This window comes from Collimonas sp. GW821-FHT07E08 (assembly GCF_059418905.1).
The window spans coordinates 1-14,759 of record NZ_JBWKQR010000015.1; the positions used below are offsets into that span (position 1 = coordinate 1).

At 52.9% G+C, this 14,759-nt stretch carries 12 protein-coding genes; all 12 read right to left on the reverse strand.

What is annotated here, in order from left to right; all coding sequences use genetic code 11:
* On the reverse strand, nucleotides 1–524 hold a 524-nt coding region (locus AC07RZ_RS18755), incomplete at its 3' end, for a phosphohexomutase domain-containing protein (RefSeq protein WP_494669087.1).
* A gap of 234 nt (nucleotides 525–758) precedes the next feature.
* Nucleotides 759–1,079, reverse strand: coding sequence for an H-NS histone family protein (locus AC07RZ_RS18760; protein ID WP_494669088.1), 321 nt, complete (start codon nucleotides 1,077–1,079; stop codon nucleotides 759–761).
* Between the two features lie 135 nt (nucleotides 1,080–1,214).
* Nucleotides 1,215–2,708, reverse strand: a complete 1,494-nt coding sequence (locus tag AC07RZ_RS18765; protein WP_494669089.1) for a flippase — start codon at nucleotides 2,706–2,708, stop codon at nucleotides 1,215–1,217.
* 147 nt (nucleotides 2,709–2,855) lie between these two features.
* Nucleotides 2,856–3,827 (reverse strand): MraY family glycosyltransferase, encoded by a 972-nt coding sequence (locus tag AC07RZ_RS18770; RefSeq protein WP_494669090.1) that lies wholly within the window; start codon nucleotides 3,825–3,827, stop codon nucleotides 2,856–2,858.
* A gap of 307 nt (nucleotides 3,828–4,134) precedes the next feature.
* Entirely contained in the window at nucleotides 4,135–4,926 is a 792-nt protein-coding gene (locus AC07RZ_RS18775; RefSeq protein ID WP_494669091.1) for a glycosyltransferase, read from the reverse strand.
* 99 nt (nucleotides 4,927–5,025) lie between these two features.
* Nucleotides 5,026–6,009 carry a glycosyltransferase family 2 protein gene (locus AC07RZ_RS18780; protein ID WP_494669092.1) on the reverse strand — a complete coding sequence of 328 codons (984 nt, stop codon included), beginning with the start codon at nucleotides 6,007–6,009 and terminating at the stop codon, nucleotides 5,026–5,028.
* Entirely contained in the window at nucleotides 6,006–6,953 is a 948-nt protein-coding gene (locus AC07RZ_RS18785; protein ID WP_494669093.1) for a glycosyltransferase family 2 protein, read from the reverse strand. Before AC07RZ_RS18785 ends, AC07RZ_RS18780 begins: the two co-directional genes overlap by 4 nt.
* A gap of 245 nt (nucleotides 6,954–7,198) precedes the next feature.
* Nucleotides 7,199–8,173 (reverse strand): glycosyltransferase family 2 protein, encoded by a 975-nt coding sequence (locus AC07RZ_RS18790; RefSeq protein ID WP_494669094.1) that lies wholly within the window; start codon nucleotides 8,171–8,173, stop codon nucleotides 7,199–7,201.
* Between the two features lie 319 nt (nucleotides 8,174–8,492).
* Nucleotides 8,493–9,914, reverse strand: a complete 1,422-nt coding sequence (locus AC07RZ_RS18795) for a mannose-1-phosphate guanylyltransferase/mannose-6-phosphate isomerase (RefSeq protein ID WP_494669095.1) — start codon at nucleotides 9,912–9,914, stop codon at nucleotides 8,493–8,495.
* Between the two features lie 10 nt (nucleotides 9,915–9,924).
* The gene (locus AC07RZ_RS18800) at nucleotides 9,925–10,776 is read right to left on the reverse strand and encodes a GDP-mannose 4,6-dehydratase (RefSeq protein ID WP_494669096.1); all 852 of its coding nucleotides are present in this window, start codon (nucleotides 10,774–10,776) and stop codon (nucleotides 9,925–9,927) included.
* Nucleotides 10,773–11,810: a GDP-mannose 4,6-dehydratase gene (gene gmd, locus AC07RZ_RS18805; protein ID WP_494669097.1), complete on the reverse strand. Its 1,038-nt coding sequence runs from the start codon at nucleotides 11,808–11,810 to the stop codon at nucleotides 10,773–10,775. Before gmd ends, AC07RZ_RS18800 begins: the two co-directional genes overlap by 4 nt.
* 250 nt (nucleotides 11,811–12,060) lie before the next feature.
* A complete protein-coding gene (locus AC07RZ_RS18810) occupies nucleotides 12,061–14,610 on the reverse strand; it encodes an ArnT family glycosyltransferase (RefSeq protein ID WP_494669098.1) in 2,550 nt (849 codons plus the stop codon).
* Nucleotides 14,611–14,759 lie beyond the last annotated feature (149 nt).

Genomic DNA, 14,759 nt, shown 5'->3' on the forward strand with positions numbered 1-14,759 from the left:
ACGATCTTCATCGGCCGCGCCAGCCTGGTGTCGCTGACGATGCGCTGCAGATAGGCATGCTTGATATCGTGCTGGCGGTAACTGCCGGCCGGCGCTGAAACGGTGGCCTTGGTGTCGCCGTTTGCAATGGCTTGATACAGCTGCTGGATCGTGTCGCCGTATATCGCCTCGCCCGCCAGCACCATCTTGAAGCCGTTGTAGTCGGGAGGATTGTGGCTGCCGGTGACCATGATGCCGGACTGGGCGCCCAGCACATGGGTCGCAAAATACACCATAGGTGTCGCTACCAGGCCCAGATCGATCACGTCCACGCCCGCATCTTGCAGGCCGGTCGCCAGAGCTGCAGCGAGCTCCGGGCCGGACAAGCGGCCGTCGCGGCCGATAATGACGGTTTTTTCACCCTTGGCCATGGCGGCGGCGCCGAAAGCCTGGCCGATCTGGCGCGCGATGCCGGCGTCCAGGGTTTTACCTACGATGCCGCGGATGTCGTAGGCCTTGAATATCGATTTTGAGATTGGGAGCATGGTTTCTAAGTAAGATGTGAATGCCAGCATGAATATCTAAGCGTCTAAGCGGATTTCCTGGCTAATCAAATTTGATCAAATCCAATCAAATTGGATTTGATCATCGGTAACCATCGCCTCAATTGCCGGCAATCATATACCGGCAATCCCTCACGCTTGACGAACGAAAACCTATCCGGGAATGAATAACTCCCGGAATATTTTTCTATGGCGTTTTATGACAGCTGTAGAGGTTTATACCCGCAGGTCATCCAGGGTTTTTCCGGCGGCTACCCATTCCTGAACCCATTTTGGCTGACGGCCGCGGCCGGTCCATTGCAGCGAACTGTTTGCCGGATGGCGATAGCGTACCGCCACTTTTGTTTTCGGGGCGCGATTTTTTGCATTCGATTGTGAATCCAATAAATCTTTCAAGGAAATACCTGCATTTTGAGCAATTGCCAGGATTTCTTCGCGTGCCTTTACCAATTCTGCCTGGGTCTTGGCCTTAATTTCCTGCGTTATCTGTTCCTGCAGCGCACGCAGTTCGGCTACCGACATACTGGATAAATTCATGAAAATTCCTTTATTAATTTGCATTTCTGAAAATTGTACGACATACCTGGAAAGATATACAGTCTGGAGCTAATTGCAACGCTGCACTCTACATTGCAATTGGATGAGATCGATCAACGTATATAAAGTTTGCTATTAACCGAAAATTTTTGTAATTGACCAGCTTAATTTAACCAATACCTTACGATCGCTTTTAGGAAGAAATACAAACCAGGAAATGCCGCAAGCGATCATTATCCATATTGTCCCCAGCACCGCGTGCTGTGTCATCGACAGGTTCGTTCCATCCAGGAAACCAATAAACAGCAGGAATCCCGCCCCCAAACAGACAAAAGGAAAAATCTTGCGCCGCGCAGCCGATGGTCCCATCCACAAAAGAGCGATGCAATCCAGGGATACGCGTATCGTCCACATCCATGCAGCGCCGAGGATTCCCCAATTGATGGCGGCAAAATACAGTCCGGCCATATACAACGGCAGTTCCGCCAGATGAAGGCGTGCAGTCAAATGTGAACGTCCTGTTCCCTGCACCCAGGCAAACGGGAAATGCGCCACCGAATTGACGAATATCCCAACGGCAATGATCTCTATTATCCGATAGCTATTTACTGCAAATGATTCGCCCATCCACAATTTCATGCCTTCATACGACAGAATCACAGCAATGGCGCATACCGGCAGCATGATGGAAGCGATGATACGAATGCCGCGCTCGTATAAATATGCCTCGGCGCCGCTTTCCGAGGCGCCATGCACTTTCGAGAATTTCGGGAACAGCACGCTTGCGAGCGCCCCGGGTATCACGCTGGTGCGCATCATCAGCTCAAGCGAAACCACGTACCAGGCAATCGCCCGCGCCGGCACCATGGAAGCCAGCAAGAATCGGTCGAAGTACACCATCAAGGGGCTGATAACGTTCGACACCGTCATCCACCCTCCCTCACGGAAAAAAAGCCTGAGTGAACCGGTTTTCCGAGGGGTGGGGCCAAAGACGATCTGGCGTTCGACAGCAACACAGGCGAGTACATGCGCGGCCAATGCCAATATCCGCCCCAGCACAATGCTGATGACCATTGCTTCCAGATTGGGATACCAGAGCACGATGATTGCCGGCGCCGCATAGTTCCAGCTGCCGAAGACAACCCGCAGCACATTCAAGCGGCCAAATTGCTGCATGCCTTCAAGCATGCCCCGAAACCAGTTGGTCGCCAGGGTAATCGGCACGCACCAGGCAATCCAGCTCCATACGCTGTCGATTTCCATGGCGATCTGGCCTTCAGACCAGATATGGCCGATGGTTGAGCCGGCAATCAGCAATATCAGGGCGATTACCAGCATCACCGGGATCGCCCACCACAGGAAGAAGCTGCGCAACTCGGACAACTCGTCGGACAGGCGCCCATTCTCAATCGCATGGGCGATACGACGCGTAACCACGCGGCTCAAGCCGAAATCGAGAAAACTGAAGTAGCCGACCAAAGCCCATACGACGCCCAAGGCTCCCAAGCGGTCGACGCCGGCGTGATGAGAAATCACGGGGACGCAGATCAATGCGATCGGCATCGGGATGATATTTCCCAACAGGTTGAAGATGAAAAATCGCAACATGGCAATCTCTTTAAAAACCATATTCAAGAGCCAGAACCTGCAGCTGCGTCGTGGCCGTTACCGGCGCCACTTTGAAAATATGGCAGTTCCTATACATCCTCTACCGTCAATCCCAAAACAAACAAAACCCGATGTTTGCGAGAACAGGCGATGAAGGGCATTCACCTTCTACTTCTTGTGGCGCCGCTTGATCGCCATCCAGCCTGGCACCTTGAAACGCACAATGCGAAGGTACAACCAGACATACGACAGTACGAATATCAGGAAGAAACTCAGCAACATCCAGGGATGGCGCCAAAACAACGTTGCGGGCACCACCGCCATCAGCGAGAGGGCCCATAAATAGGGCGAGGTCAGTGAGTTGCTGCGGGTAATCATGCGAGCGTCGCGATAGCCGACCGCCCAACGCACGACGCGACGGAAAATCAGGCTGTGCAGGTGTATCCCATCGGGCATGCCAGGCGAGGTCCGCCGGACCAGGAGCCGCCGATAGATGGAAAATACCGTCTCGAATGCAGGATAGACCAATAGCAAAGCCGGATACCATGCGGATATCTGCGGGTTGCGCGCCACCAGCAATATCGCCAGTTCGGCCAACATGAAGCCGATGAAATAAGCGCCGCCGTCGCCGAGAAAGATGAGGCCGAAAGGATAATTCCATAACAGGAAACCGGCGATGGCTCCCCCGATCACAAGTGCGGCAGTCATCACAAAGACATCATTGACCTGCCACGCAACGTAGCCGAGCGAAAACAGCATGAACATGGTGACGACGCTCGCCAGTCCGTTAAAGCCGTCGATCAGGTTGACCGCATTGGCTATCCCGGCCACCAGGACGATGGTCAGCGGAATAGTCACCCAGCGATATTTCATGAGCATGTCCAGCCAGGAGACATCGACGCGCACGACAACCGCGTTCAACAGGTAAATACCGACAGCAGCGGAAACCATGGTCAGCAGCAAACGATGCATCGCCCGCACCTTGCCTGTCAGGTCTTCCACCAGGCCGGCAAGAAACGCCACGGCGGACGAAGCCATCAACAGCAATAACAGGATTCCAATAGGCGCATCGCGATAATACGTAATGGCCCCGGCCGATATCGAGGCAATGAAAAGCGGCAAACCGCCGATGCGCGGCACGATCCGGGCATGGAATTTCTGGACGCCGGTGAGATCATGGTCTAGCGGGACATGGCCATGGTGCGCCAACCGCAATACGACCATCGTTGCCAGAAATGAGATAACGAAACTGATGAGAAAAGAGGTCATTCCAGAGAGCGCCGATATGTCAAACGAGGGCCATTATGGCACTCCACCAACTACATGATTCAGAAATTTTTCACAGTCCCGGCGACACTTGCGCGCTGTTTTCGCATTCAGCGCAAGCATGCCAGCCAGATAATGTGAACCCGTATGAAATGCCGGCACGTCATGGCTGGCATCAGATTTATTTCCTGGACATATTGGCCAGCAAGCGATTTGCACTGATCTTCAGATAAGCGCTGGAGGTAAAGAACTTCATCGCACTTTGGACATGCCAGGACAGGTACTGCAATTTGCGGTGGCTATCGCGTTGCGCCTCATGGATCACGCTCACGCGCTGGTTCACCAGCACCGGATAGCCGGCCAGGCGCGCCCTCGCACACAGATCGACATCCTCGAAATACATATGGTACCGCTCGCTCAGGCCATGCAGATGCTGATAAATCTCGCGCGGAATAACCATGAACATGCCGGCTACCCAATCGGGCATGATGACGTCCCCTTTTACGGCCAGCACTTCCATCGGCAAGGAAAAATGAAAGACGCGGCTCAACAGCCTTTTCCCCAATAAAACCGGACTGGGGAAATTGCGGGCGCTATCTTCGATTTTGTTATTTTTATTTACTATCAGCGGCGCGCAAATGCAGTTGGGATTCTCTTTGATTACCGCCAGCATGACATCAAACGGATCTGCACCCAATTTGATATCGGGATTCAAGATAACAAAATTCTCGCCCTTGCTGATGGAAAAAGCGTCGTTGTGATTCGAGGCGAATCCTTTGATCCGGTCATTTTTTATGACCCTCAAATCAAATGGCATTGTGGAGAAATCGAAAGCGAAAGATTCCGGCAAATTCAACGTGAGAATTACCTCGATGTCTGGCCGGTTCAAACGAACCAGATCTCCAATCAATCTCTCGATATATTTTCCATGACCATGGCTAACGATCGAAATTGAAAATCTGGGAGTCATCATTAATTATTTAATATAGTTATATATAAGCGAAAAGAGGGAATATCACCCTCAGTCTTGGAATTATAACTTTCCTGCCATTGGAATTATCATGAATACATCCTAGCGATTAACAATATCCCGTGCCACGCTGCGAATGCCATTTGAAAACACATGATAACGGCCGCTCTTCCATTCCGAGAAAATGCTTGCAATTCGTTTCAAATTACCCGAGGGGAGATTCGAGCGGAATTCGACATGTTTTTTCATTTCAGGCAAGAATGAAGGCGCTTTAGCGGCATTCATCGCGGACAATTTTGTCAGCTGCCGCATCAATTCCCCCTGCCGTGCTGCATAGCGTTTATGAAACTGGCCCGGCGGCGCACTCAGCAAGGCCCATATCCGCCATTTCGACAACGGCATCCCAAGCGCGTTATTCGCATGCTGGCGGTAAAGAATCGTAGGCGCATCGAGCAGGCTCATGCGCCCATGTGCCGCTGCGACGATGGCCAGCCACTCATCGTGCACCAGGGAAGCCGGGAACGGCAAGGCAATATCCAGCAAACGGCAACGAAAGGCTGCCGTGGCGCCGGTAACCAGGTTGCGCCGGCATAATATTTCAAGCGCGTTTCCCGCCAACACGGCCTGGCGCTCGCTTTCCGACAACCGCAGCGCCTCGAACAAGGAAACGCCCAAATCCTGGGCAGCGGCGTTTACCAGCTTGGCGTTGGTGTGCAACAAAAACAGGTCCGGATGCTTTTCAAATTCATTTGCCATTAAGGCAATTTTATTCGGCAGCCAGATATCATCCTGGTCGCACAGGAAAATCAGATCGGTATCAAGCAGCTGTACTGCGGCTTCAAAATTCTTGATATAACCTACGCGTTCCGGATGCCGGTGCACCGAAACCGGCAACGGCGCTTTCTGCGCCCATTCCTGCACAAGCTCCCAACTGCCATCCGCCGAGCCGTCATCATAGATCACAACCTGATCCGGCCGGCGTTCCTGCGCCAGAAGACTAGCCAACTGCTCAGCCAGATAAGCGCGTCCGTTATAGGTGCACAACGCCACTCCGCATGTCAGCTTATCTTCATCGCCCTGCTTCATACTGCATCACCATCGGTTGTTGTTCGATCAATCAATACGGTCAAGGGACCGGTACGCCCGTTCAATCCGTGCCAGACACCCTTCGCCATCAAGCCGATCCGCTTCCAGCGCGGCGCAACGGCGATAGAGGAAAAGACGACATACTGCAGCAAGCGAAACACATGGGTTCGCCGCCATACCCAAGGCATGGGCGCGAATCGCATCATCAGCACGGTATTGCGAAACATATAATAATTACGGACTGGTGAATTCAGAGGCACTTCACGCCAATACCCCACCCAGACACGCACTACGCTGTCGCCAAGGCGATGGCTGAGCCTTGCGGCGCATACGCCGACAATCGCCAGTCCCTTGTCGCGCGCCCGCAAACACCACTCCGTATCCACGTGGTCGATGAAATAGCCTTCATTCATCAAACCGACCACATCCAATGCGGCAACAGGTATCAAACTTCCGGAAGCAATCAAGAAATCTGCCTCGACCAATCCATCCACGGCAGCGGCACAGGTCACCCACCCGATTTTCGCGCCCTGCTGCCTGACAAATCCGGACAACGATCCGGTACGGCGATCGATGCGCACCGGGCCTAGCACAGCAACATTGACACCTTTTGACAGAAACCGCGATTCGGCAGCCAGTAAAGCATCAACCATGCCTGGTTCCGGGATGCTGTCGTGATCCATCAACAGCACATGGCTGGCGCCGGCCTCCTGCGCAAAGCGGATGCCGGCATTCTGGGCTGCGGCTATGCCGACGTTGCCGGCAAGCCGCAAAACGCGGGCGCCGGTTTCGGCCGCAATGCGCGAATGCCAGTCGGACACATTATCGCTGCCGTTATCCACCACCACGATCACGCTCACTTGCGATGCAAGCGCGCGCAGCTGCTGCTCCAGCAAATCCGGATCCGGCTGATACGCTACGGTGATAGAAACAACGTTTGCCATAATCGGTCAATCATCAACTAGCCAGTTCCAGGCAATCCAGTTTTCCAAAAAAGACGATGACTTGCCAGGGCCGTCATTTGACAAGCATTTAGCAGCACGGAATAAGCATTGGCGCAAAAGCGCCATTGTCATTGATCAATCGAGGGTTGTGATCGGCTCAGCGCCAAGCGGCCGGCATTATGCCACCTCTGATGAGACATCGGACAGAATCGCTGCTTGCGGCCAAAAACTTGCAACTTTGAATCTCAATAATTCGCGATGTCTCGCAACACGCTGCGGAAGCCATTGGAAAAAATGCCATAACGACCGCTTTTCCACTCCGACAAAACGCTTGCCACTCGTTTCACGTTTTCAACCGGCAAATTTGCTCGAAATTCGATATGCGTCTTCATTTCCTGCAGTATTGGAGGAGGCTCAACGGCGCCGGCTGGCGTCAATTCTGACAGCAGACTCACCAAACCCGCGACCCGCACTGCAAATTTTGCATGAAAGTCCCCCCTCGGGGTTAAACCTCCGGGCTTTGATTTTTCCAACGGCATGCCAAGCGCATTATTTGCATGCTGCCGATAAAGAATCGTCGACGCATCAAGCAAGGTAATCCGGCCATAAGCGGCCGCAACAAGTCCGAGCCATTCGTCGTGTACCAAGGCTGCCGGGAACGGCAGGGCAATCTCCAGCAAGCGACGACGAAAGGCAGCCGTGGCTCCGGTGACCAGATTGCGCCGACATAATACTTGCAGTGCGTTTCCCGTCAATACAGCGGCATGTTCGAATTCCGACAATTCGAGTGCGTCAAACAAGGAAATCCCAAGGTCTTCGGCATTTGCATCAACCAGCTTGGCATTGGTATGCAACAAGAGCAGGTCTGGCTGATCCTCAAATGTCTGCGCCATCAAGGCAATCTTGTGCGGCAGCCAGACATCGTCCTGGTCGCACAAGAAAATCAGATCCGTATCCAAGGCTTGTACGGCCGCTTCAAAATTGCGCACATACCCTACGCGCTCTGACTGCTGGTGGACCGAAACAGATAAAGGCGCTCGTTGCGCCCATTCTTTTATAAATTCCCATGTACCGTCATTTGAACCGTCGTCATAGATCACAACCCGGTCGGGCTGCCGATCCTGCGCCAAAAGACTAGTCAGCTGCTCGTCCAGATAAGACAAGCCATTAAAAGTACAGAGCGCTATTCCGCATGTAAGTGCATCCTTACGCGCCATCATCGTAATCCACCATCAGTTGGTTGACCAATCAAAGTCTTCAATGGGCCAATGCCTCCATTCAATCCGTGCCATGTTTCCATCAAGCGGCTCTGCTTTCTTCGCGAGGCGTTGACCAATTCAGTTTTCCAGGCCCCGTTCGGTTCTTAACGATCCTCGACAGACAAAAGTCAGATTGATAGATTTGCAGATTTACAACATCACAGCAACAACTAATTGGATGGAGTCACTATCTGCCTGGACTGAAAAATATCAAGAATATGCTGGCGCCGGGCAAAAGCCCGGGCCATCAAAAATACGGCTGACGATTGATGTAAAAGAACTATTTCCTGCCGTACACGTCGTCAAATCGAACGATATCGTCCTCGCCCAGATAATCGCCGCTTTGCACCTCGATCATGACCAGATCGACAACCCCAGGATTTTCAAGGCGATGCTTGTTACCTGCAGGGATATAGGTAGATTCATTCGAATTGACAAACAATTCGTTGTCGCCGTTGACAACCCTTGCCATGCCGCTCACCACAATCCAGTGCTCGCTGCGGTGATGGTGCATCTGCAAACTCAAGCGGCCGGCCGGCTTGACCACGATACGCTTGATCTTGAAACGCGGCCCTTCTTCCAGGACCGTATACGTCCCCCACGGACGGTGCACCGTGCGATGGACTTTATGCGTGTCGTGGCCTTGCGATTTCAACTGCGCGTAGAGATGCTTTACATCCTGCGCACGGCTGCGATCGACTACCAACAACGCATCAGGCGTATCGACGATAATCAGATTGTCCACGCCGACAACGCCGGTCATGCGTTCATGGCTTTGGATATGCGTATTGCTCACATCGTGGATCATGACATTGCCTTCGATGCGGTTACCCTCGTCATCCGGGCTGATCAGGTCGCCAAGGGCGCGCCACGATCCGATATCGCTCCATCCGATACTGCATTGGACAACCGCAACGTTTTTCGATTTCTCCATGACGGCGTAGTCAATGGAATCATCCGGGACCTGAGAGAAATCATCACCGGACAGTTCAATCTTGGCGGCGCCCTTGCTCTCGGTTTTGCTGGCTTGCTGCAGGCAAACGCGCGTAGTTTCCACAATCTCAGGGCAATGCAGCGCCATCTCTTTCAGCAAAGTCCCGGCGGAAAAGCAGAACATGCCGGAATTCCACAGGTAAGAGCCGGACGCCACGTACTCTTGCGCTTTTTCGAAGGTGGGTTTTTCAACAAAACGCAGAACTTCATTACCACGGGCCTCTATGTAGCCGAATCCCGTTTCAGGCGCTTCCGGGGTAATGCCGAAAGTCACCAGCTTGCCCTGCCGCGCCAGCTGCATCGCGGTCGACACTGCCTGGGCAAAAGCTGCCTGGTCTGCGATCAGATGATCCGCAGCCAGCACCAGCATCAATGCATCCTCGCCGTGGGCCGCGGCTATCTGCATCGCCGCTGCGGCAACTGCCGGTGCGGTATTGCGGCCGAAGGGCTCCAGGATGAAACTGTTGACGAGATCCTTGTGAGCCTTGCCGGCGACTTCGCGATATTCGCTTTCAACCTTGAAATAAAGCTCGTGGTTGGTCACGGTGAGAATATCGGTCACATCCGCAAAACTCGCTCCGCGCAACCAGGCGTTCTGCAGCAGGCTTTGGCCATTTTCCAGGCGGATAAACGGCTTGGGATGCATTTCCCGGGAGACTGGCCACAGGCGGGAACCGGCGCCGCCGCATAAGATGACAGGTATAAGCATGACTTTTACTTTAGGGTTGATTTTTCAGCATCCACTGCAATGTCTCTTCCAGCGATGGATGGACCGATGCGCCGACACATTTTTCCAGCTTGGCCGGCACGCCGCATAAACGATGGACTTCATTGGCACGTACAAAAGCCGGGTTTACCCTGACTTCCAGTTCATGCCCGGAAATTTTGCGCAACAGCTCGATCACCGATTTAAGCGTCACCGGGTTGCCTGAACAGACATTGTAGACCTCGCCCGGGACGGCCTTGTCCAACAGCTTCAAATAAGCGTCGCAGACGAATCGCACATCATTGAACTCGCGCTCGACATCCAGGTTGCCCAGCTCGACGAATGCCGCGGCCCGCGCAAAGTGCGCCACCAGCTTGGGGATCAGGAATGACTCCGATTGTCCTGCGCCCGTGTAGTTAAACGGCCGCACGAAAAACAGCGGCAATCTGTCCAGGTAGTTCCTCGCCATGTATTCCATGGCCAGCTTGCTCATCGCATAGTGATTTACCGGGGCAGGCGCCTGTTGTTCAGAAATGGGCGATTGCTCGCAATTCCCGTAAACATTGGCGCTGCTGGCCAATAGGATCTTCTGGGGAGGCTGCGGCAACGCGGCCAAGGCATCCAGCAGGTTCAGGGTGCCGATGACATTGACGTCATAGAAAGCGCTGGCGTCCGCATGCCCGACAAAGCTGATGGCAGCCAGGTGTATCACCGCCTCCGGCGCAGCCTTCAGAACTTCCTGCTTCAAGCCGTCGCGGTCTTTTAAATCAGAGCTGATCGCAGTCACCCGGTGCCCGGCAGCGCTAGCGCTATCGGCAAAATGGCGCCCGGTAAATCCATCAGCTCCGGTAAGCAATAATCTCAAAACGAAAACCCTTCTCGATTACGGCGCAAGTCGGCTTCCACCATCATCGCGCAAAGTTCTTCCAGCGTAGTCTTCGGCTGCCAGCCGAGCTTGGCCTTGGCCTTGGCCGGATCGCCTATCAGCAACTCCACTTCGGCCGGCCGGTAAAATTTGGGATTGATCTTCATTACTGTTTTGCCCGTGGCAACATCGACCGCGGTTTCGTTTTCGGCAGAACCCTTGAAATCGACAACGATGCCGGCTCCCTTGAAGGCCATGCGCACAAAGTCGCGCACGGTTTCAGTACGATTGGTGGCCAGCACGAAAGTATCCGGCTGATCGGCCTGCAGCATGCGCCACATGCCTTCCACATATTCTTTGGCAAAGCCCCAGTCGCGTTTCGCATCCAGGTTGCCCAGCTCCACGCAATCCAGCTGGCCCAGCTTGATCTTGGCGACCGAATCGGTGATCTTGCGCGTGACGAACTCGCGTCCGCGCAACGGGCTTTCATGATTGAACAGGATGCCGCTGGAGCCGAAGATGTCGTAGCTCTCGCGATAATTGACCGTCATCCAGTGTGCATAGAGCTTGGCAACGCCATATGGGCTGCGCGGATAGAAAGGCGTGTCTTCGACTTGCGGAATAGCCTGCACCTTGCCGAACATTTCGGACGTCGAAGCCTGGTAAAACTTGATCTTCCGGTTGACCAGGCGAATTGCCTCCAGCAAGTTCAACGCCCCGATTCCGGTAATTTGCGCGGTGGTGGTCGGCTGGTCGAAACTGACGCCGACAAAACTCTGGGCCGCGAGATTATAGATCTCGTCAGGCTGCACCTTCTGGACCAAGGCTAGTGTGGAACCCAGATCCGTAAGGTCATATTCCACCAGATGCAGGTTAGGATGGGTTGTGACACCCAACTCATCCATGCGCCAGAAATTGACTGAACTGGTACGGCGGTATGTGCCGTAAACAGTGTAGTTTTTCTCGAGCAGAAGTTGCGCTAAGTACGCACCGTCTTGGCCGGTAATGCCGGTAATGATTGCGGTTTTTTTCATAGTGTCATTTTAAATAATCAGAAATCATTTTCCATACGGTTATCGAAATGGCGAATAGCCGTATTATCTACTGAAACCATAGCTGCCAGCATGGCAATAAATTGTCATTATGCAATTTAATTAAAATACAAATCATATCCAGATATCCACTCTAGGGCTATCCAGATAATCCAGATGGCAAAAAATACCAGCTAGTTTGACCGTGCCAACAGCAAACAAATTCCTATTGCATTTTCAACAATCATCCATTTTACTCGGTAGAGCGCAGAGAAATTCTATTGAAAGTGACTGGGCGCTGATCTGTTGATGCTATTGAAATGCTTGCGCTGCTAGCAGCTCCAGGCTTCAAAATTGCATGCCGGGATTTGCCAAAATCCGGTCCGCAAGGATACGCCATAACATCTTCAGAGATGAGATTATGGCTTGGCCCCATCCAACGTATCGTGGAACGGAAAGAATGCCCGGCGGGGCAAGTCGTCTGTATTTCCAGGGATAACGGATCAACATTCACAGTGGTGGGCAGTATGAGACGAATCAAACGGGCCAAGTCCGGCTGAAGCACCGAAAGATCTATTGATTTAAATTCAACAGTTTGCGTAATTGGCGTGCTTTCAGATGCGGCGATCCCTTTGGCCTCAATCGTTGCTCCGTTAAGTTGCCAGTTTTGCGCACCATTCGCGAGTTCTCCATTGACGATATGCTCTTGCGTATAAATCGCGTCCGGCTTCACAAGTCCCACGCGTACATCACCGATCCGAAACAGTTCGGTCGTAATATCGAACAATTCCGCTTCGCGCGAATATCCGCGGCCGACTGTATGCACCACAATCTCGGCCCCTATCCTGGCAATCGAGGTCCGCATGCTCCGGTCTTTTAATGACGGTGCATAGTAAGTCCATGAGTGCCAGGCATCTGCGAACGTATCGGCAGGGAAACTGCTGTAAACCGGGTCGAGCCCCACAATCAGGATCTTCTTTCCTTTGAGGTTCCCCATCTTGGAGATAATCTGGCCAGCCACAGCTTCAGGCTTGCTTCTCAACAGAAGCGCGGCATTTGCATCTCTTTTCCACAATAAATTCAGGTCGAATTGCTGCAAGGGCCAAAACCCTACCGGAAAGCGCAACAGGTTAATTAAACACAAAACCAAAACTATGACTGTTCCGTAGAAGAGTGCGTGCCTCAGTCGGGACAACGCCCATACGCCGAATATCACCAGCCACGGAAAAACTGGAAACGCATAGCGAAGATAAGCCTGATTACGGAACACAAGGACCACATATGCGGTTGCGACGAGAAGAGTCGCCAGTACCCACCAACGTCGAGTGCTGGCTGCAACCAGAAGCGACAGCGGGAAAAGCACCAGTAGTACGACGCCTAATGCTCCGGGGGATTGGAATTCACCGAATCCGGTTGAGTGGATACTCATGTCCCAAAACAATTTTAAGTCGACAGCTTTTTTATAAAAAGGGTTGCTGAAATCGCTGCCATCGCCAAACATGCTGCCTACTATGAAATCCGGCGAGCGAAACACACTGTTATAAAAAGGAAAAACGGGATTTCCTGTCTTTAGGAACGCCACCACATAAGGAGGCAGCGCGAATACCAGAAAGACCGCAAATCCGAGGATAAAAGCCGCAGGGGTCAGTTGCTGGAATTTTCCCATGCGTGACCGCAGCAAAGCGCCGACCAGCAAAAAGGGAATAATTAAAACTCCCAACAGTTTGATTGAGCACGCAAAACCGGCCATCGCGCCCAGCACCATCCACCGCCCCTTCGCAACACCGGCACGATCAGACGTCTGTAGTTCACCTAAGGAAAGCAGGAAGAAAAAGGCCAGGGGCGCCTCGATGAAGGTGGAACCCATCTCTAGAAATGAAATCGGCCAGGTTAGCAAAAGCGCTGGCACAGCCATTGCCAATGCCGGCCCGATCTTCGGGGCGAGCATACGATAGCCGTACAGAACTATGGCTAACAGAAACGAAGAATTTAAAAGACGGGCACCTTGTTCACCTGCCAAAAAATAGGGAGGCACCAATAACCAGTCTGCTCCAAACGGCATGACCGACCAGACGTATTGCTTCACGTCAAAACGCCACATGCCCGTTTCCAGCATTTTGGCCGGAATGTTCAAATGGAACGCAAGAGCGTCATATCCCAGCTCGGGAAATGTCGTTACCGCCATTACGAGCGTGAAGCCCACCAGCATGATGGCGGCAAGAAGGTTTTCCGCAAGGGGGCGCTGCGTTCTGACGAAAGAGGGCCATGCCAGGCGAGTGAACCGCCCCACTCGCTTGAGACGCCAAGCAGCAACAATTGCAAGCAATGAAAATAAAACAAAATAAAGGCTAGGAATGTTCACCGGAAGATGGGCCAACATCGCGACCAGTGTCCCGATCACCGCAAATCCGACTGCTGCGTTCCTTAGAGTCCATGTAGTACTGTCTTTATCCCCTAGGAGCGCCGTGACGCCGGCCCCTATCAGCACCGAACAGGCCCAGATCCAGATCACCGCCGCCAGCGGGGCCAAGCCGCTCATGCCGATGTACAGAATCACTGGAAGGATTAGCAGGGCATAAACTGGCAAGCCAAAGTACAGCGATGCAAAATAGAGCAGGAAACTCCCGACAGCCAAAATGGCAAAAGCGTCTCGATTAGCCGCCATGGGCCAGACCTTCCCGCCCCACCAGCCAGCCGCTGCTGTGCCATAGATTGCGCAAGCCAATAACAGCATGGCAGAGGTCAGAAAGAACCATGCCTTCCACACTGGTTGCTCAATGTCACCGCGAGTCGCAACAAACATAAATATCCATTTCCATTTGGTTTTCCGCGAGTTCTTCTGTCAAAAAAACTTCAATTCATTTAGGCGCCAGGCAACACCTATCGCCGCAATCCTGCTTTGGGCATGATTCAGCCGGTATGCTTTCCGCATTTTCTACAAACGATGATCTC